This is a genomic window from Aeromonas sp. BIGb0445, from assembly GCF_024809075.1.
GTDB lineage: Bacteria > Pseudomonadota > Gammaproteobacteria > Enterobacterales > Aeromonadaceae > Aeromonas > Aeromonas rivuli.
In genome coordinates this window covers 53,551-73,171 of sequence record NZ_JANUES010000009.1, presented here as the reverse complement: position 1 = coordinate 73,171, position 19,621 = coordinate 53,551, and the positions used below count along the sequence as shown (strand labels likewise).

The 19,621-nt window shown below is 62.1% G+C and carries 19 protein-coding genes; 1 reads left to right on the top strand and 18 read right to left on the bottom strand.

Going from position 1 to position 19,621, the window contains the following annotated elements:
* Nucleotides 1–37: 37 nt before the first annotated feature.
* The 18 genes from M2367_RS15900 to M2367_RS15815 all read right to left on the bottom strand — a co-directional run bounded on the left by M2367_RS15900 (nucleotide 38) and on the right by M2367_RS15815 (nucleotide 18,606).
* Nucleotides 38–1,078 (bottom strand): rod shape-determining protein, encoded by a 1,041-nt coding sequence (locus tag M2367_RS15900; protein WP_005308111.1) that lies wholly within the window; start codon nucleotides 1,076–1,078, stop codon nucleotides 38–40.
* Nucleotides 1,079–1,294: 216 nt separating this feature from the next.
* Nucleotides 1,295–4,168, bottom strand: a complete 2,874-nt coding sequence (locus tag M2367_RS15895) for a DUF6701 domain-containing protein (RefSeq protein WP_259237244.1) — start codon at nucleotides 4,166–4,168, stop codon at nucleotides 1,295–1,297.
* Between the two features lie 35 nt (nucleotides 4,169–4,203).
* Nucleotides 4,204–4,614: an MSHA biogenesis protein MshP gene (locus tag M2367_RS15890; RefSeq protein ID WP_404972884.1), complete on the bottom strand. Its 411-nt coding sequence runs from the start codon at nucleotides 4,612–4,614 to the stop codon at nucleotides 4,204–4,206.
* 43 nt (nucleotides 4,615–4,657) lie between these two features.
* Nucleotides 4,658–5,527 (bottom strand): PilW family protein, encoded by an 870-nt coding sequence (locus M2367_RS15885; protein ID WP_259237242.1) that lies wholly within the window; start codon nucleotides 5,525–5,527, stop codon nucleotides 4,658–4,660.
* The gene (locus M2367_RS15880; protein ID WP_259237241.1) at nucleotides 5,527–6,099 is read right to left on the bottom strand and encodes a prepilin-type N-terminal cleavage/methylation domain-containing protein; all 573 of its coding nucleotides are present in this window, start codon (nucleotides 6,097–6,099) and stop codon (nucleotides 5,527–5,529) included. Before M2367_RS15880 ends, M2367_RS15885 begins: the two co-directional genes overlap by 1 nt.
* Nucleotides 6,086–6,562, bottom strand: a complete 477-nt coding sequence (locus M2367_RS15875) for a prepilin-type N-terminal cleavage/methylation domain-containing protein (protein WP_224431411.1) — start codon at nucleotides 6,560–6,562, stop codon at nucleotides 6,086–6,088. Before M2367_RS15875 ends, M2367_RS15880 begins: the two co-directional genes overlap by 14 nt.
* Before the next feature lie 65 nt (nucleotides 6,563–6,627).
* Nucleotides 6,628–7,065, bottom strand: a complete 438-nt coding sequence (locus tag M2367_RS15870) for a prepilin-type N-terminal cleavage/methylation domain-containing protein (RefSeq protein ID WP_042044353.1) — start codon at nucleotides 7,063–7,065, stop codon at nucleotides 6,628–6,630.
* A 25-nt stretch (nucleotides 7,066–7,090) separates the two neighbouring features.
* The gene (locus tag M2367_RS15865; protein WP_042044354.1) at nucleotides 7,091–7,759 is read right to left on the bottom strand and encodes a type II secretion system protein; all 669 of its coding nucleotides are present in this window, start codon (nucleotides 7,757–7,759) and stop codon (nucleotides 7,091–7,093) included.
* Between the two features lie 67 nt (nucleotides 7,760–7,826).
* Nucleotides 7,827–8,309, bottom strand: a complete 483-nt coding sequence (locus M2367_RS15860) for a hypothetical protein (RefSeq protein WP_259237240.1) — start codon at nucleotides 8,307–8,309, stop codon at nucleotides 7,827–7,829.
* Nucleotides 8,310–8,815: 506 nt separating this feature from the next.
* Nucleotides 8,816–10,039 (bottom strand): type II secretion system F family protein, encoded by a 1,224-nt coding sequence (locus M2367_RS15855; RefSeq protein ID WP_042044355.1) that lies wholly within the window; start codon nucleotides 10,037–10,039, stop codon nucleotides 8,816–8,818.
* Between the two features lie 3 nt (nucleotides 10,040–10,042).
* Nucleotides 10,043–11,752: an MSHA fimbrial ATPase MshE gene (gene mshE, locus M2367_RS15850; protein ID WP_259237239.1), complete on the bottom strand. Its 1,710-nt coding sequence runs from the start codon at nucleotides 11,750–11,752 to the stop codon at nucleotides 10,043–10,045.
* Between the two features lie 212 nt (nucleotides 11,753–11,964).
* The gene (locus M2367_RS15845) at nucleotides 11,965–13,140 is read right to left on the bottom strand and encodes a tetratricopeptide repeat protein (RefSeq protein ID WP_259237238.1); all 1,176 of its coding nucleotides are present in this window, start codon (nucleotides 13,138–13,140) and stop codon (nucleotides 11,965–11,967) included.
* 94 nt (nucleotides 13,141–13,234) lie between these two features.
* Entirely contained in the window at nucleotides 13,235–14,125 is an 891-nt protein-coding gene (locus M2367_RS15840) for an ExeA family protein (protein WP_259237237.1), read from the bottom strand.
* 53 nt (nucleotides 14,126–14,178) lie between these two features.
* Nucleotides 14,179–15,855, bottom strand: coding sequence for a pilus (MSHA type) biogenesis protein MshL (mshL, locus tag M2367_RS15835; RefSeq protein WP_259237236.1), 1,677 nt, complete (start codon nucleotides 15,853–15,855; stop codon nucleotides 14,179–14,181).
* A 121-nt stretch (nucleotides 15,856–15,976) separates the two neighbouring features.
* Entirely contained in the window at nucleotides 15,977–16,273 is a 297-nt protein-coding gene (locus M2367_RS15830) for an MSHA biogenesis protein MshK (RefSeq protein ID WP_042044430.1), read from the bottom strand.
* Nucleotides 16,274–16,280: 7 nt separating this feature from the next.
* A complete protein-coding gene (locus tag M2367_RS15825; protein ID WP_259237235.1) occupies nucleotides 16,281–16,922 on the bottom strand; it encodes a type II secretion system protein M in 642 nt (213 codons plus the stop codon).
* A gap of 70 nt (nucleotides 16,923–16,992) precedes the next feature.
* Nucleotides 16,993–17,586 carry a PilN domain-containing protein gene (locus tag M2367_RS15820; RefSeq protein ID WP_042044431.1) on the bottom strand — a complete coding sequence of 198 codons (594 nt, stop codon included), beginning with the start codon at nucleotides 17,584–17,586 and terminating at the stop codon, nucleotides 16,993–16,995.
* 156 nt (nucleotides 17,587–17,742) lie between these two features.
* Nucleotides 17,743–18,606, bottom strand: a complete 864-nt coding sequence (locus M2367_RS15815; RefSeq protein ID WP_259237234.1) for an MSHA biogenesis protein MshI — start codon at nucleotides 18,604–18,606, stop codon at nucleotides 17,743–17,745.
* A gap of 69 nt (nucleotides 18,607–18,675) precedes the next feature.
* Here M2367_RS15815 and M2367_RS15810 point away from each other — a divergent pair, with 69 nt between their 5' ends.
* Nucleotides 18,676–19,578, top strand: a complete 903-nt coding sequence (locus M2367_RS15810) for a 1-aminocyclopropane-1-carboxylate deaminase/D-cysteine desulfhydrase (RefSeq protein WP_259237233.1) — start codon at nucleotides 18,676–18,678, stop codon at nucleotides 19,576–19,578.
* The last annotated feature ends 43 nt before the right edge of the window (nucleotides 19,579–19,621 follow it).

The window sequence follows — 19,621 nt, the reverse complement described above, 5'->3', positions numbered from 1 at the left end:
CGTCAAAAAAGAGCCGGCGCTCGGCCGGCTTTGGGTCTTATTCGTAGTGGAACAGGTCGCCACCGTGCATGTCGATCAGCTCCAGCGCCTTGCCGCCGCCACGGGCGACACAGGTGAGGGGATCTTCAGCCACGACGACCGGAATGCCAGTCTCTTCCATCAGCAGACGGTCGATGTCCTTGAGCAGCGCGCCACCACCGGTCAGCACCATGCCGCGCTCGGAGATGTCGGACGCCAGTTCCGGCGGGGACTGCTCCAGGGCCACCATGACCGCGGAGACGATACCGGACAGCGGCTCTTGCAGCGCTTCCAGGATCTCGTTGGAGTTCAGGGTGAAGCTGCGCGGTACCCCTTCAGCCAGGTTACGACCGCGGACTTCGATCTCGCGCACCTCTTCGCCCGGGTAGGCGGAGCCTATCTCGTGCTTGATGCGCTCGGCGGTGGCTTCACCGATCAGGCTGCCATAGTTGCGGCGCACGTAGCTGATGATGGCTTCGTCAAACTTGTCACCACCGATCCGCACGGACTGGGAGTAAACCACGCCATTCAGAGAGATGATGGCCACTTCAGTGGTACCACCACCGATATCGACCACCATGGAGCCGGTCGCTTCGGAGACCGGCAAGCCGGCACCGATGGCGGCAGCCATGGGTTCATCGATCAGGTAAACCTCACGGGCGCCGGCGCCCAGTGCGGATTCCTTGATGGCGCGACGCTCTACCTGAGTGGAGCCGCAGGGTACGCACACCAGCACACGGGGGCTGGGGCGGAAATAGTTGTTGTCATGCACTTGTTTGATGAAGTGCTGCAACATCTTCTCGGTCACGTAGAAGTCGGCGATGACGCCGTCTTTCATCGGACGGATGGCGGAGATGTTGCCTGGGGTACGGCCCAGCATCTGCTTGGCGGCATGACCGACGGCAGCGACCGATTTGGCGTTCCCGCGCTCTTGGCGAATGGCGACAACTGAGGGTTCGTTAAGGACGATCCCTTGATCTTTTACGTAGATCAGGGTGTTGGCAGTTCCCAAGTCGATCGACAGATCGTTGGAAAAGACGCCTCTGAGCTTTTTGAACATGGCTACGGGAAATCCTAAGAATTTGGAGGTGCGGAAAACCGGCTAACTTTACCAATGCCCACCCCAATCGGCAAGCGCTCAAACTGTCACCAATCAATCAAGCGCGACAAAAATGCGAGTCATCACTCACTGGCCCAAGCCGACAAACACTAAGAAACAAGGAGATAAGCCGCGCACTCATGCCAAACAGCCCTGATCCTCGCCCGCATATCCATTTCAGGGCATCACTTCCCGGCGATAAATAATTCTGTCATTACCGCGACCAATCCCGAAAATCGCCATGCCATCCAGACTATCAGGGTCGGAAAGCCAGAGCGGCCGCCGTCCTGGCTGCAGTTCTGACTCGGGCTGCTGGCTCAGATCGATACGGAAAGGAATGCGCACCGCTCTCTCCGGGGCGGCAAACTGGAAACCTATCTCACCCTCGTGGGCCATCGCCGTCATGGCTCCCGGCGCCGTTTCGCCCAGTCCGAGCCGGATCTTGACGTTGGACCCCAGGTCAAGATCCCCGCTCCCTGCATCGAAGTGCTGACTGCTATCGGTAAACACGACCCCTTCATCCAGCAGAGAGAGCCGAGTGCATTGGTCAGCCCACTGCCTGTGCCAGCTGCCCGCTTCATGATATTGCAGCTCCAGCGGCACCGTCAGCGGCGCCGAAGCGACCCCCTGCACCGTACCGGCCTGTATCCGGCCGAAATAGGCCTCCATGGGCCGGTTATCTATCAGCCGGGCATTGCAGCCCGACCCGCTGCAGGGCCCCACCTGCTGGGCATTGAAATCCGGGGCGGCGATCAGGGTCCTTTCGCCATCGCCGTCCTGCATATAGAGACCAAACAGCAGCGCGCGATAGGGGCCATCGGGCTGGGTATCGGACAGCCTCACAAACTCGGTCGGCCCGATGAAGTCGGCCTTCCCCGCCTCCCAGGGCAGATCCCCCAGGCTACGTAGCCGGGCAGAGAGCGAGACCCCATCGCTGTTGTTGGCCGTGGTCAGATAGGCATTCCCCTTGGCGAAGTCCCCCCAATAGTTTTGGGTTGTCTCGCCAAACTGATTGCGGGCCTGAATGTGCAACTCGGTATTGAAGGGTTGCCCCATATAGGAGAAATCACCGCAGGCAGGCAGGATGTCGCCGCTGACCAGATTGAAATCCACCGGAATAAAGCGCCCCACCGGCACGCTGCTGGCGGGGGGTATGGTGTAGTTGAAATAACCTGCTGCCGGTGGCGTCGCCGTCATCCGGAACACCCCGACCTCGCTGACCGATTGACTGATGACGTTGAGGTTATTGCTGCCCTTCACATTGGAATGGTCATAGCGGGGCGTACCTATCGCCGCCTCCACCCCGGGTTTGGGGGCCACCAACGTGCTGCCGAGGGCAATATTGGCCAGCACGAAGTTGGGGGTCGCCAGATTGCCACTGCAAAAGTCGGTGTCATTGTCGGCCTGCCAGGCCACCCCTTTGATATCCAGCTGGAATGCCTCGCCGGTCTTCTTGAACACCGGGCAACTGGCATTCCCTGCCTCGCAGATCCCCTGGGCAGGGGTGATGCAGAGCCCCACCGGACGACTGACGAACAGATCCGAGCCCGTCATCACCAGCCCCGCCGTATCGCCGCTGCCATCGTGGCGGGCGTTGAGCCGCATCTGACCCGCATCCGGGTAATTCACGGTAAGAGTTGTCTCACCCTTGCCATCGAATCTCAGATTGCTGACGGTGGCCGCCCCTTGCGAGGTGGCGATGGCCGTACCGTTCACGGTCACCTTGCTGCCGAAGGTGTTGCTCGCCGGGCTGATATAGTCGCTCCAGAAGCGGACCGGCTTGCTCACATTGGCAAAACCGGGAACGCACTGCTTGGTAACATCGTCTTTCTTGACTGCGCTGATCACCACATCCTGTGGCTTGTTGGCATCGGTATCCAGCACATTGAACACAAAGCCGCTGTCGGCAAAGCTCAAGGTGCAAGCGGCGGTACTGAGCGCCCCGCCCCCCGCCCGGCACAGGGTCGGGTGCTGGAATGCTGGCGTCGAGCTGGCCACGCCCATGGTCACCGTGCCCGCCGTGTTGTTGTGCAGCCGTGCCGTGGTCGAGCCCCCGCTGAAGGTCAGCTGATTGCCCCCCACCCAGCCATTGCTGGCGGTATCGGGGGTGAGGCTAAGGGCTGCGCTGACCTGCCCGGTGACGAGCAGGGAACAGCTCGCATCGGCACAGGCCTTGATGACCACCGTCTCGGGGTTGCAGGTCAGAGCATTGCCGCTGTGGTCAAATTCGAAGTGATCGATCAGGGCATTGACCGGCGGTGACAGCTTGTCGTTGATCGCCGTGGAGCCTGTCATGAACAGGGAACGGCTGGTTGTTCTGCCGTTGATGACGCTGGAGCCATTCATGCTCAGAGACTTATCCGAATACACCAGGCCATTGATAAGACTATTCCCATTCAAATTGATATCGGCATAGCCAAACAGCAGCACGGACCCCAGGTTGTCCGGATTGAGGCGTCCATCGTTCAACGCGGCTTGCTCATTTACAAAAATACGCACGGCGCCCTGTGTTTCAATCACCCCTCCCTGGTTGATAGTCAAGCTGCCAATCCAGTAATCCCCGGCAGGCAGAATGACCTTGGCACCTCCTCCTATGGCGAGGCTCTTGAGCCGATACTCCTGGCGAGCACTGGAGAAGGTCAGGGTGCAGGCACTGTAGAGACTGATCTCACCGAACTGATATTGGCTGGTACTGCCCATGGTCAACTGTTGCCCCGCGTTACAGTACCCCACGCTACCATCGCCGCCGGAACTGCTCAGGAAGCTGTTACCACCCGACGTAGACACCCCTCGGATGGAACGGTCGCTGATGGAGCAGAGCCGGCGAGAACCATTGGCGTTGTCACAACCATCCGACGGCATGCCGGAACCCTGGTTCGAGTCGCAGAAATTCAATGCAGCACCTGCAGTGCCCGTGATTTTCGCCTGGTTGTTCTGGGTCAACTTGGCGGCATCCTGGCCAGTACAGACCGCGTTGTTATTACCGCGATGGCCCTGAACCACAGCCGGGAAATAGGTGTCAGTGTCGAAGGTTCCAAACCCATAAACCATGCCAGACAGCATTGTTAAGACCAGCCACCAGAGTCTCACGGCATCACTCCATCAAAGGCTTGCGCCACCAGGGTGCGGCTGACGGCAAAATCCGGATTGGGACTGTTCACATCGCTATGGCCGCAGGCGCCCGTGCTCTGGAAGCTGTAGCCGGTCTGGGTGCCCCCTGCCGCACTGACCACCACCGGCTTGCAGGTCAGTACCACGTTGCAATCCACCAGCCCCGGGATTGCAAAGGGGATAGCTGTCAGGGCGGCGCACTGTTGCGCGTCCCAGTGATCATTGGGGTAGAGGCGGTAGAGGCCTATCTCCAGGCCGCTCTGAGCTGCCATCAAGGCCCTGACACTGCGCACCTCAAGGGTGTTTTTCTCGCTGCTGTCGAGCAAGAAACGGCCCATGGCCGCGGCAAGCAGCCCCATGATGACGATGACAAACAGGGCTATCATGATGGCGCTGCCGCGCTGGGCCGCCATGGCAAGGGGCGGCGGCTTAGGGAACATTGAGCAGCTCCAGCTTGTGGTTGAAGATGACCTGCTCGCCGCTGCGCTCGAACCCCAGTCGCAGCCCCACCTCGCTCTGATTGAAGGCGGCGGGCTCCCGATAGAAGTAATAGGCCGCCGGGCGGATATGCTCGGCCATCAGGGCGGGAGTGTTCGTGCTGATATGGGTGCCTATCGCGCCGCTGGCCCGGGTCAGGGTGGTGCCTGCCACGCAGTAGCGCACCTGTTGCCTGGCAAAATAGATGCGCTTGCCCGGGGAGTCCTTGGCAAAGCCATCATCGACGGTCAACGACAGGGCCCCCGAGACGGATGTTCCCACCGAGGTCACGCTGGCGACACAATTGCCATGGAGACAGCCCTCGTCCAGCTGTTTAGCACTGGCCAAGGGATAAACGATAGCCTTGTCCCCCACCACAGGCAGCAGGGTCGGTGTCACTATGCTCACCCCGCCACTCCCGCTGAGACTCAGATAACGGCTGGCGGTGGCAATGGGCCAGAAACTCAGGCAAGTACCCTGTTCCATCAGGGCCTCAGCTTCATCTTCCACCCGCACCGAACCTGGCACCGCATCGCGCACTTCGCGATTGAGCCGCTCCAGGGCGAAGCGGGCATCGCTCATCAGCTGCTCACGGCGGCTGGCGTCCCCATAGATCTCGGTGCCTATGCCAATAAACTGGCTGGAGAAGGTCGCCATGATGCCGAGCAGCAATATCACCATCACCAGCTCGACCAGGGTGAAGCCCCGTCCCAGCCCAGGCTGGGCGCAGGTTCGATTAGCGAAGCCTAATCGGACGCGGTCACGGGTTGTGGTAACAGATGCGTCATCGGACGCGGCATAACGGGCATGCGACCTGTCCATCAGTAATTACTCCGGTAGAGCGCAAACTCGACTTCGCTGCTGTCCGGCAGCCGCACCGTCAACTCGATGCGCTTGCCGATGGACGCGGCGCCCTTGCCTGCACTGGCAAGCAGGTCATCCGCCGTGACCCGGATCCTCAGTTGATAGTTGCGATACTCCTCATCGCTGATACCGGCAGCCTGCTGGGTAAACAGGTTAGCGGCCACCCACTGACCCGCCGTATCGAAGTCATCCACATCGTTGAAGGTATAAGGGGCGCTCTCCCCCGCATCCTTGCCATAGCTGGCAGCTGGGGTGCAGGCGGCATAGGGCACGGGCGGGGTACCGACCGTCTCGCCGCAGCGGAAACGGCCGCCGTTATGATCAGAATGCTCATCGAAGGATTTTTGCAGCACCTCATTCAAGACCCGCTGGGCCAGCTGGGCGGCACGCACCTGCTGCACCGGGTCGACGGCTTGGGGTGCCTGATTGACCAGCAAGCCCAGAATGCCGGTCAACGCGACAGAGAGCAGCACTATGCCGACGACCAGCTCTATCAGGGTAAAACCACGGGAAGGGTTAAGGGAGGGCATGAATATAACCCTCGGCCTCGATGCGCAGCCGGACAGACTCCCTGCCCTCAGCCACCATCAGATCGCAACCGGCACTGCAGGCTCCCAGGGGGCGGCCACTGCGTTTATCGAAACTGAGTGATGTCTGGGGGGAGAGGACAATAGTGCCAGAAGCCTGCACCGGGCGGCCCCGAGTCAGTTCGTTCGCACTCCAGTCGGCGATGGGGTGGGCACTGCAGGTGCCCGCCTGGGTGAGATGAGCGAAGCGGTTTGCCTCCAGCACCAGCTGGCTGCAACGCTCCTCACCTTCGTTCATGTTCAGGGTCTGTACCAGCCGCAGCCGGGTGACCAGTTCGTCGCGCAGGGTATGGATTTCAAAGCCGCCTTTGCCCAGCCATTTAGGCATGGCAAAGGCGGCCAGAATCCCGAGTAGCAGGATCACGATGACCAATTCAATCAGGGTAAAGCCTCTAGTCGAAGCCATTGTCACTCTCGCTTGGGTCATCGAAGAAAAGCGGGGCATTGGGCCCCGCTTTATTGTCAGTCGACTTAGTTACAAGTCGCACCACTCAGCGAGACCGAGAACGTAGCACCGGCCACAGAGGGAGCCTGGTAAATAACTGCACAACTGTTGGCCTGATCTGTGGTGAATACACCATCATCATTTTTCTGCGACCAACCGCCATCGATGGTAACTGCTTCACCAATACCGGCCTTATCCGCAGTCGGATAGCCAAATGTAGTGGTGACCGTGCTGGTACCAGCTGAGACAGAAGAGTCGGGAGCTTTTTCAGTACCATCCAAAGCTGAACGGCTATAAACCAGTTGAGCGCCACTTTGCAGTGCTGCAGCAACCCCTTGGGCGGCAGCTTTATTTGCATCATCCTGCAAATTCAGAAACTTGGGTGCGGCGGTGACCGCCAGAATGCCCAGGATGATGATCACGATCACCAGTTCTATCAGGGTAAAGCCTGCTTGCTTTTTCATCTCTTGTCCTCTGTCGATAATGAAATCAGTTGATATTGGTGGTTACCTGGCCGGAGGCCGGTCGGTAACTGAAACTCATGAACGCCTCAGTGCTCCCTTGCGGGTCCTGATACTGCCCATCACTACCCTTACTCAGACTATTGACCAGGTAGTAGCGACAGACGGAGTCGAGGCCATTACTGGATACGGTGGCATAGTATTTCAGGTCATTACCACTACTGCGCACCTCGGAGAAGCTGGCAGTAGCCTTGGGGGGATTTTGCAGTAATCCATCCCAAATTCGCAGACAGCGCTGGGCTGTCAAGTTGGCCGGATCGATGTCAGTCGCCCCGCCCGCCGTATCCATGGGATAGCCGGGAGAGAGCTCACCATTGTCGATCTGGCTGTCGGTGGGGGTGGTCAGATAGAAGCGGGTGCCATCATAGAGCACGGTATTTTGTGCATCCTGCTTGGCCCGTCCTTCGGCCTCCCACTGGGCCCGCACCAGGGAGACGGCGGTAGCATAGCCACCCGAAACCCCTTCCACGCTCGCCTTCTTCGCCTCGTCGGTCACATCGAGAAAACGCGGCAAGGCGGTGGCCGCCAGTATTCCCAGGATAACGATGACGATCACCAGCTCGATCAGCGAGAAACCCGCAGCCCCGCGGGGCAGGCTCCTGCCTGTTGTGAACTCTCTGCGCTTGCTATATGCCATGGATCCTCCATCGGACGCGGTATTATTTCATGTAGATATAAAAAAATCATGGGAACGAGGTGAATAATTAGCCTCGCTCAGTCCCATCCTGCGGCATCCGCCAAGGCAGCACGCGGCCATCGGCGAAGCGATAGTGCAGCCAGTGCGACTCGATGCCCATGAGACAGCCCCCCGTCATCCCCCGAAATTGCAGGGGCAGATTGCCCGGCTGCAACGACCCCATGGCGCCTTGCCACAGTTGTTGGCAATCGGCGGAAGGGCTCATCAATGGCGCCATTCCCAGCGGCCAGCCGCGCTCATCGAACTGCCAGACCTGCCCCTCGGCGTGAAGCCGTGCAGGCCTGCGCTCATCGAGCCAGCGACCATGAAGGCGCTGCACCCGCTCGGCAAACTGCTCTCCCAGCAGGGTCAGACTGGTCGCCAGCGCCTGTTCGCGATGGCGTTGATAACCACCGACCAGGGTGGCGATGATCACCAGCAGCACCAGGATGGCGGCCACCAATCGGTAGCCCGCCAGCCAGCGGGCATCTTGTTCACCCTGGCGGCTCATGACCTGCTCCAACGGCTACTCATCAACCCCTGCCACCTGGCTGCGATCACCATCCCCCCTGACCGCGCTCATCATGTCCCACCATCTGATGAGGTGAAGATACCCAAATCATCCCCCACCCCTGACCGCGTTCATCATGTCCCACCATCGGATGAGGTGAAGATACCCAAATCATCCCCCACCCCTGACCGCGTTCATCATTTCCCACCCCTGACCGCACTCATCATGCCCCACCATCCGATGAGGTGAAGATGCCCAAATCATTTCCCGCCCCTGACCGCACTCATCATGCCCCACCATCCGATGAGGTGAAGATACCCAAATCCTTTCCCACCCCTGACCGCGTTCATCATGTCCCACCATCTGATGAGGTGAAGATGCCCACACTCATGAGCACTCCCTGCCGCCTGGCTGCAATCATTTCCCGCCCCTGAGCGCGTTCATCATGTCCCACCATCGGATGAGGTGAAGATACCCAAATCCTTTCCCACCCCTGGCCGCGCTCATCATTTCCCGCCCCTGACCGCACTCATCATGTCCCACATCGGCGTGAAGATACCCAGCGCCAGGATCAGCACCATGATGGCCACCAGGCCGATGAGGATGGGTTCGATGCGAGCGGTGAGGCTCTTGAGGTCGTAGTCCACCTCCCGTTCGTAATACTCGGCCGCCTCGTGCAGCAACTCGTCGACCTGACCCGTCTCCTCCCCCACGGCGATCATCTGCATCACCAGGGGAGTGAACAGACCGCTGGCACCGGCGGTGCGCAGCAGGCTCTCGCCACGCTCTATGCCACCGCGCATATCCCGGATCCGATCGCGCATGAAGGCGTTATCCACCGCATCGGCCACCAGCGCCAGCGCCTGGTTCAGGGGCACACCGGCCTTGAGCATCATGGAGAAGCTGCGCGCGAAGCGGGCCAGCAGGGAGCGCTCGATGATGCTGCCGACTATGGGTAATTTAAGCTGCCATCTGTGCCAGCTCAGCTGGCCTGCCGGGGTGCGCACCCAGTGGCGCCAACCCAGCACGCTCGCAATCAACCCCGCCAGCAGCAACCACCAGTAGTGCACGAAGAAGTGGGAGGTGGCGAGCAGGATCCGGGTCGCCAGGGGCAGCTCGACCCCGAACTTGGCGAACATGTTGGCAAAGACCGGGATCACCATGATGTTGAGGATCACCATGGCGATGCCGATGGCGATCATCACGAAGCTGGGGTAACGCATGGCGGCCTTGATCCGCTTGCGGGTCTCCAGCTCCAGATCGAAATAGTTGGCAAGCTGTTGAAAGGCTTCCTCCAGCTGACCGGTGTTCTCCCCCACGTGGATGATGGCGATGAACAGGCTGCTGAACACCTTGGGATGGCTCTGCATGGCGCTCGACAACGGGCGACCATTGCCCAGATCTTCCCCGAGCTGATGCAGGGCTCGCTTGAGGGGCTTGCTGTGGGCACTCTCTTCCAGGCCCGCAATGGCACGCAGTATGGGAATGCCGGCCCGGGTCAGGGCATACATCTGGCGGCTGAACACCACCAGCTCTTCCAGTCGCACCTTGGATTCGAACAGCTGGGAGAGATTGATATCGCCGCCCCGGGCACGGCGCTCACGCAGTTCGGTCGGCAAGATGCCGCGCCGCATCAGGCTGTCGGCCGCGGCCAGTTCGCTGGCCGCCTCCAGGGTACCGCTGACCGCCTTGCCAAGCTTGTCACGGCCTTTGTAGGCAAAATGTCCCATGGCTTAACCCAGATCCTCGGCCAGACGCAGCACCTCATCCACCGAGGTAATGCCACTGCGGGCATAGTCGAGGGCGGTCAGGGCCAGAGGGCGATAGTGGGGGTGCTGGCGCGCGGCCCGGGCAAAGCCCTCGGTATCATCACGGCGCAGGGCGTCCATCATGGTCTGATCCAGTTCGAGCAGCTCGTAGACGCCGACCCGGCCACGATAGCCGGTGAAGTTGCAACTCTGGCAACCACGGCCCTTGTGATAATCGTGCTGGCCCGGCGTCTCCCCAGACAGGGTGGCAAGCCAGCTCCCTTGCCCCTCATCCGGCACCTTGGGCTCGCTGCAGTGCTCGCACAGCCGACGCACCAAACGCTGGGCCACCACGGCGCGCAGGGCGCTGGCCACCAGATAGCCGGGGGCCCCCATGTCGATGAGACGCAGGGCACTGCTGATGGCATCGTTGGTGTGCAGCGTGGTCAGTACCAGGTGGCCCGTGATGGCGCCGCGCAGCCCTATCTCCACCGTCTCGTTGTCGCGCATCTCCCCCACCAGCAGGATGTCGGGATCCTGACGCAGGGTGGATCGCAGCACCTGGGAGAACGTCAGCCCTATCTTGGGATTGACCTGCACCTGGTTGACCCGGGGCAATCGGTACTCTACCGGGTCTTCTACCGTGATGATCTTCTGACTCGGCTGGTTGAGCTCGGACAGCGCCCCGTAGAGGGTGGTGGTCTTGCCGCTACCGGTCGGCCCCGTCACCAATATCATGCCGTGGGGGCGCTTGAGCTGACGGCGAAAGCGCGCCAGTATCTCGGGCGGCATACCGGTCTCCTCGAGGGAGAGGATGCCAGCACTCTGATCCAGCAGCCGCATCACCACGGACTCCCCATGCTGCACCGGCATGGTCGACAGTCGCACATCCACGTCCCGGCCCCGCACCTTCATGGCGAAACGGCCATCCTGGGGCAGTCGCTTCTCGGAGATATCGAGCCCCGCCACCAGCTTCAGGCGCAGCACCAGCGCCTGGGCGATGCGCACCTCGTTGAGCAGGTTCTCGTGCAGCACGCCATCGATACGCTGGCGAATGCGCAACACCTTCTCATCGGGCTCGATGTGGATATCCGACGCGCCGACCTGCACCGCATCCTCGAACAGGGAGCGCAGCAGCTTGGCCACCGTCGCCTCCCCCTCGTTGCCCCCTTCCAGATTGCTGGATCCCAGCTCGAAGCCGGCGTCCTGATACTCCTCATGCAACTGCTCGGCGAAGCTCTCTATCTCGCGGGTACGGCGATAGAGGCGGTCAAAATAGTCGAGCAGCTGCCCCTCCCGGGCCACGGCGAGTTTCATCTCCCGCGGGCGCAACAGATTGGCAATGGCATCCAGGGCACTCAGGTCGGCGGGATCCGACATGGCCACCGTCACCTCATGCTCGCTCTGATGCACCGCCAGGGCGCGGTAACGGCGCGCCTGCACCTCGGGCAAGAGGGTGACCGCCCTGGCATCTATGGTGAGATTATTGAGGTCGAAGAAGGGCACCCCCAGCTGACGAGCCAGGAACTGAAGTAACTGCACCTCGCTGATAAAGCCAAGGTCGATGAGGGTGGTACCCAGCTTGCGGCCGGTCTGACGCTGCTGTTGCAAGGCCAGTTGCAGCTGATCGTCAGAGACAATCTGCTCTTGAACCAGCAGATCGCCGAGGCGCATCTTCAGTCTCGGTTGTGCCATGAAAACTCCGGTGCTGTGGGTGCGCTGTGCGAGCGGCATCCCTGCTAGGTTGCTGGGCACCGCCCACCCGTGGGCAGTGCCATCTTACTGTTCATGTATGTCGGGCCAAGGCGGCCCAGGGAGCGCTCAGGGCCCCAGCTGCGCCATGCGCTGACTCAGCCAGACCTGGGAGGCTTCGCCCAGAGATACCGAGTGCAGCCTACGCACTTCATTCAGGGGCCGAGTTGAGCCATGCGCTGGCTCAGCCAGACCTGGGAGGCTTCGCCCAGCTCCCCGTGCAGCAGGGCATTGCGATAGGCATCTTTGGCGCGCTGGCTGTGGCCCTGACCATCTTCGGCTATTCCCAGCCCCAGCCACCAGCGCCCCTGATCCGGCTGGACCCGCAGCAGCTGGACATAGAGATCCGCCGCCTCGGCGTTCTGGCCCAGCTCCTGACGTAAACCGGCCCAGGTTGCGTAGTAATCGAGATTGCTGGCCAGGGGCGGTTTGGCGCCGCCGAGCCAGCCGAGAGCCCGCTGTTTGTCCCCTTCGGCCAACGCCAGACGGGCCAGCAGCAGCCTGAAATCGGCCTGGGCCGGTTGGCGGCGAATGCCGTCCTCGAGCAGGGCACTGGCCTCGGCGAGGCGCCCCTGACCATAGAGCAGGCCCGCCAGCTGCTGACGAGCCTCTTCGTTATCCGGGGTTTGGCGCAACAAGGCGATGAACTGCGCCTCGGCCTCGCGCAGCTGTCCCTTGGCCAGGGCCGCGGTGGCTTTGCGCTCGCTCAGGGCAGCCAGCTCAGCCTGGCTCAGCTCCACCGTCTCTATCTTGAGGGAGGCGGGACGACGCGGCGCGGGAGCGACCGGCTGGGCGTCTGCCTCCCGGGCCGCATCCAGTTCGGCATAGAGATCCGGCTGCAACTGTGCATCGCTCGGCTCCGGTTCCGGCTCGGCCTCGGCATAGTCCGGCCCCAGTGTCTCAAGCTGTTGCGCCGGAACCGGATCGCCAAGATCCGCCGCCAGTGTCTCGCGCTGTTGAACCGGGGCGATATCGTCTGGCGATGGCGTCGGCTCGCTGCGGGCGAAACCGGAGGGGCTCTGCTGTTCGGGCAAGGCGTTGGCCACCGCCTGGGCGCTGGGAGTCGGCAGCGCCACCACCAGATCCACGGGCTCATCCTCGGCAGCCGTCACCGGGGCGGCGGCCTGAGTGAGCGGTGGCATCTGTTGATGACTCTGCTGCCAATAGGCCCAACTGCGCCAACCCAATATGCCAAGGGCCAGGCCGCAGATCAGGGTGAGCAGCAGCATCCACCAGCCCTGGCCCCGCGCCGGTGCCACATAGATGGCGGCACCGTCACTACCGCCCTGACGGCGTTCGAGATCGGTGAGCATCTTGTTGATCACGCTCACGACCCGACTCCCCCATGCAGGCCAAGGCGCATCCGTTCGGCACTGTCTGTAGCCCGCCCCCGGCCGCCGAGGCCGGGTACGCTGTCGATTCGGTTCATGGCCAGACTCCATAGGTCAGGGCGACGCCCAGCATGAGCAGCAGGCACCACCAGCCACCTCGCCAGGGGCGAGATGCATCTTCGGTATCCTGAATGGCGAGCCGCACCTGGGCAGGCAGAATACGAGAGGTGCCCTTGCCATAGCTGACCATCAGGCTCTTTTGGGCCAACACATTGATGAGGCGGGGAATGCCCCGCGAGGCGCGCCACAGCAGGCGCTGGGCCGCCTTGGAGAAGAGGGGGGCACCGCGATAACCGGAGATGTGCAATCTGTGCTCCAGGTAGGCGCGCGCCTCGTCCAGACGCAAGGGGCGCAGGGCATAGGAGAAACCGATGCGCTGGCGCAGTTGACGCAGATGGGGCATGGCGAGGCGTGCATCCAGCTCGGGCTGGCCGAACAGCACCACTTGCAGCAGCTTGCTCGACTCCGTCTCCAGGTTGCCAAACAGCCGGATCGCCTCCAGGGTTTCATCGGGTAATGCCTGGGCCTCGTCAATCAGCACCACCACCCGACATCCCTGCTGATGCAGGCTGATCAGATGACGATGGAGCCTGTCCGTGATGTCCAGCTCGCTGCCGTCCCGCAGCGCGAGTCCCAGCTCCAGGGCCAGGGCGATGCGCAGCTCGGCCGGATTCAGGTGCGGGTTGGGCAGCCAGGCGAGGCGCACCGGTTTCTGTTCGGAGCCAAGCTCCACCAGCAACTTGCGGCAGAGCAGCGTCTTGCCGGTGCCCACCTCGCCGGTCACCTTGATGAAGCCCTCCCCCTCGGCCAGGGCCCAGTGCAGCACCTGCAGCGCCTCCTCGTGGGGAGGCAGGCCATAGTAGAAGCCGGTGTTCGGGGTCAGGGCGAAAGGAGGCTCCTGCAGACCGAAGTGGTTCAGGTACATGGCACTGCCTTGCCGGATGGCGAGGGGCGCGGGACGCGAGCGCGCATCGCGGCTCACTGATCCCGGGACGGGTACCATTTATCCAGCAGCTCGGAGGAGCGTTGCAGCTCTTTTTGCCAGGTATCCTTGTCCACCACTGTCGGCTTGAGCAGGATGACCAGCTCCACCTTGCGGGTACTCTCGCTGCGGTTGGTGAAGGCTTCCCCCACCCAGGGGATGTCGCCGAGCAGGGGCACCTTGCTCACTATCTCCTGCTTCTTGGTCTCCATCAGGCCGCCGATGACGATGATGTCGCCGTCGTTGGCCTGCACCACGGTATCGGACTCGCGGATCGAACTCTTGGCCAGGGGCAGCACCAGCGGGTTGGTGGTGCCCACGCTGATGGTCTTCTGCTGCTCCTGGGTGTCGATCACCGAGGGGTGAACATGCAACAGCACCCGATTCTGTTCGTCGATCTGCGGGGTCACGTCCAGGGCAATGCCGGAGAAGAAGGGGGTCAGCTCCACGTTGGGATAGACCTGATCCTGATTGTTGCTGCTGGTGACAGTGGTGGAGGCATCGGTGACGAAGTATTCGTCGGTCCCGACCTTGATCACCGCCTTCTGGTTATTGGTGGCCGTCACCCTGGGGCTGGAGAGGGTATTCACATCCCCCTGGGTCTTGAGCAGGCTGACCGCCACATCGAAGTTGCCATCCGAGATGGTGAAACCGGCGCCGCCCCCCAACGCCTTGAAGATGGGGTTGGTGCTGGCGGCGACCGTATTGCCAACCAGGCTGCCAATGCCGGTGATCCCCTTGTTACCGTCCCAGGTGGCGGACAGACCATTCCAGTCCACCCCCTGCTCATAGCCTTCGTTCAAGGCTACCTCCAGGATCCGCGCCTCCAGCACCACCTGACGCTTGAGGTGCGACTCGGACTGGTTGAGGAATTCCCGCACCGCCTTGAGCTCATTGGGATAGGCGCGCAGGGTGACCAGTCCCGCCTGGGGGCTGGTGATCACGGCGCGCCCCTCTCCCTTGCCGATCAGGGTCTGCAGGGACTCCTTGAGATCTGTCCAGTAGTCGGTGTTGGTGTCCGTCTCTATCTGGGTGCCATTCTGACTATTGCTAGTGGAGGAGCTGCTGTTGACACCATTGTTGCTGATGCTGCTCTGGCTATCGTTGTTGAAATTATTATTACTGCCGCTATTGGGGTCATTGGCGGTCACCCCCCCGGTATTGATGGCGGTGCGGGACATGCCCCGGCGCGCCATCATCAGGTAGTTGACCGGAATGGTTTCGGTGCGCAGTCCGGCCGGATAGATGTGATAGACATACCCCTTGCGCTGCACGTCATAGCCATACATGTCCGCCGTCACCGCCAGCACCTCGGGCAGGGTCACATCCTTGAGCTCCAGGGAGATGATCCCGGCGACACCGGGGTGTACCGCCACGCTGTAACGGGAGCCCTTGAACAGGGAGCCGAAGAAGTCGACCGCCTCCACATCCCGGGCGGCGATCCGCAGCCGCTTCTCGGGCATGGCGGTCGGCATGGCCGGACGACTGAGCGCCAGCAGCTCGCTTTGCACCGCGCTCGGCACTGCCAGCGCCTGAGCCTGGGCATTGCGCTGCTGTTCGAGCTGCGCGTCTCGCAACGCATCCTTGGCGGCGGTGGGCTCTGGGTGACGATAGCTGGTACAGCCTGCGGCCAATACGGCAAGGGAGAGCAGGCAGAGTCGATGTCTTTTCATGAAATGAGGATGCCCTGACATAAAATGCGATTCGGATTGGCGCACGGCGCCGAGAGGATGACGGCCAGGCGAGCGGCGGCACAGGACGTCATTGCCCTGTCCCTCGCAGCCCTGGCCCGGCTCACTGCAATACCCCGGCGGCGAACAGGGCCAGCCGCAGTCGCTTGCCGCCCTTGTCGAGGTGCACCGCATCGGCGTCTATGCCGACCAGTCGATAGCCGTTGACCCTGTCACCGATGCGGTAACTCTGCCCATCCAGCACGGCGCGCGCCGGGCCATTGCCCAGCATGATGCTCTGCAGTCTGGGCAGACCGGCGCCCTGAACAGGGCTGGCATTGCCCGCCAGCCCGTCCAGCGGCTGGGTCGGATCCCGCAACACCTCAGCCTGGGCAAGTGGTGCCAACAACAATAAAAACATCAGCCACTTAGCCACGAATGAACTCCTTGCTGGTGCTCAGGGTGTAGATCTCCATCTCCACCACGGCACTGGGATGATCCTGCACCCGATAATCGAACAGCCGCCAGTAGAAGTGGCGGGGCAAGGCTTCCAGTGCGTTCAGATATTGATAAACGTCGAAATACCCCCCTTCCAGCTTGAGGCGGATACCGTGCTTGAACAGATTGTCGGCCTGATCCCCCGCCACCAGAGGGGTCGGCGCTATGGTGGTCAGGGCCAGCATGTGCAGACGGGAGGAGCTGGCCAGCAGGCTCTCCAGCACCGCGGCCATCTCGTTGGCCGGGATCAGGTCCACCGTCTGAGCCTTGAGGTCAGCGTCGATGCGCACCAACTCTTGCGTGACGCTCGCCAGCTGACTGCGCACCCCGAGATTGGGATCCCGGTTGAGCTTGGCCTGCTTGCCCTGGTTCTCCAGTCCCATGATCTCGAGATCCCGCTGGGCCGTGACCAGCGCCTGCCTGTCCTGATCCAGCCGGGCAGCGGCCCCTTCCAGCCAGCCGTAATAGAAGAGGGCGAACACCAGGATCAGACCGGTCAGCAGGATCAGTACCCGCTCACGCTGACTCAGCGCCGCCACCCGCTCGCCATATTGTTGCCAATGGGCCTTCATGGGTTCCCCCCGCGTTGCCAGGTCACTTTGAGCGGCATGACACCCGCATCCATTTTCCACTGTGCGATCATCAGGGCTTCTCCCGGGCGATACCGCTCAACTGGAACTGCAGCCGCCCCGCCTTGTCACGGCTCAGGGTCAGCTCACCAAACTCTTTGCCCGCCAGGGTCGGCATCTGCTTGAAGCGATTGACCCAGGCCGGTACGTCCTGGCTGGCGCGCGCCACCCCGGCCAGATTGATGTGGCCCTCGTTGATCTCGATGCGCTCCAGTGCCAGCTTGTCGCTGGAGAGGCGGGCCAGATCCGACAGGATACCGGCATAGCCCTGGGATTTCTGCAAAGAGAGGCTGCCGAGCTGGCGCATCAGCCCCTGCTTGGCACTCAACTCGTCACGCTTGTCGGCCAGGGTGCGCTGCAATGCCTCATCGGCCTGATGACGAGCCAGGGCCGTGTCGAGCCGCTTGGCCTCATTGCGCTGCACATCGAGGGCCAGGCGCACCTGGGCCAGCTCACGGCTCACCCCTTGCTGCTGCCAGCCATGGAGGGCGCCGAGGCCGCTCATCAGCAGGGCCAGCAGGCCCCAAGCCAGCAGCATCTGCGGCAAACTGGCCCACTGGCGACGGGGGCGAAATTCGGCGCTGTAGAGGTTGATCTGATGCTTCATTTGCGCGCCCTGGCTCATGACCGACCTCCCGGAACCGCAGCAGAGGCCCCACGGCTTATCAGGTCATTTTTCATCGTGGTCTGGCTCATGACCGGCCTCCCGGAACCGCAGCAGAGGCCCAGCGGCTTATCTGGCAACTGTTCATCCTGATCAGGCTCATGAGCGGCCTCCCAGGGCGGCGCCATAGGCGGAGAGGTACTCGACCCCGGCCAGCACCGCTTTATTGGCCATGGCCGAGACGGGGAAGCCGAAAGTCTGCTCCATGTGGCGCACCAGGGTGCCCATGAAGGGAGAGGCAATGGCGAGCTGCAGGGCGCTGATCTCGGGCAGCTTGAGCTGACCTGCCAGGTAATCGAGGGAGCGCTGTATCTCCAGCATCAGGCTGTCGAGCTGCATGCTGTCTGGCTCCTGCTCCGCGGTCAGGGCGGAGAAACCGCGCAGCTGGCGGGAGAAGCAGAGTCCACCCTGACGAAATACCAGCAGTTGCAGATCCTGGCCCCTGGGTTGCCAGAGCAGCATGCGCACCTGAGGGTCACGCTCATACAGGGCGGTGAGCACCAGTTCGTCGCTCTGTATCGCCTCCAGGTGGGCCACGGCGTTGACCGCATCGGCCACCAGCTGGATCCGGCTCTTGGGCACACAGATCACATTGATGCGCGGCTGGCCCGCAGGCGGAGTGGGCAGGTCCACATAATCCATCGCCAGTTGCATTACCGGTTCATTGACGTAATCCTTGACGGCCCAGGGCAGGGCGCCAGCCATCTCGGCCTCGGGCACCGCGGGCTTGTCTATTTGCACCTGCTGGCAGAGATTGGCGGCCAGGGCGACCCGCACCCGCGACTTGGCGAGACCGTGACGCTGAAAGAGTTCGGCGATGGCAAGAGGCCACTCCTGCTGACTGTTGACCTTGCGGGTGACGAAGAGAGGGGATGCGCTGAGCGCAGCCAGCATGACCCTGTCCTGGGCCAGCAGCAGCCCCACCGGGCGCCCTTGGGGCTTTGCGGAAAAAAAGGATGTCATGCTCGCCGATACCTGGCCGCGAAAAACGAATCAAACCTTAACATATACAGTGGATTAGCCTCTAGATAAATGACGGATACCCAAGGCAGACTGCCCTCCCCCCTGCAAGCCATCAGCCACCCCTTACTGGACGAGTACGGGGTCACGCTCTGGTGCAAACGCGACGATCTCATCCACCCCCAACTCTCGGGGAACAAGTGGCGCAAGCTCAAGTACCAGCTGACCCATGCCCGGGAGCAGGGCAAGACCCACTTGATCTCCTTTGGCGGTGCCTATTCCAACCATATCCATGCCTTGGCGGCGGCCGGGCGTCAATTTGGCCTGAAAACTACCGGCATCATACGTGGTGAGCCGAGTGCCGTCAGCAATCCCACCCTGATAGATGCCAGGGGCTGGGGCATGGATCTCATTTTCGTCGACCGGCAGAGCTATCGACGCCGCCAGGAACCCGGCTGGCTGGCGCAGTTCGAGGCTCCAGATACCCTGATTATTCCGGAGGGTGGCAGCGCCCCCCTGGCCCTGCCCGGGGTCGCGGAACTGGTCGATGAGCTGCCCTTCTCGCCGGATCTCTGGGTGCTGCCCTGCGCTAGCGGCGGTACCCTGGCGGGTCTGGTCTCGGGCAAGCGCACCGGGGAACAGATCCTCGCCATCGCCGTGCTCAAGGGGGGCGACTTCATCCGCGAGGAGGTCTGCCGCCTCTATCCGCCCGCCGAGCAGGATCCGCACTGGCGCATCGCCCTCGACCATCACGATGGGGGTTATGCCAAGTTCAGCCCGGCGCTCTGGCAGTGGCTGCAAGCCTTCAGCGCCGAGACGGGTCTGCCGCTGGAACCCATCTACAGCGGCAAGGCGATGTGGGGGCTGTTTCGCGAGCTGGCGGCCGGACGCATCCCCAGAGGCAGCCGCATCGTCTTCATCCACACCGGCGGCCTGCAGGGACTGGCCGGGTTGCGGGAGCAAGGCCGGATCTGAGTCAGGGCAGCGTCATCACCAATGACACAGGGCCGCCCAGGCC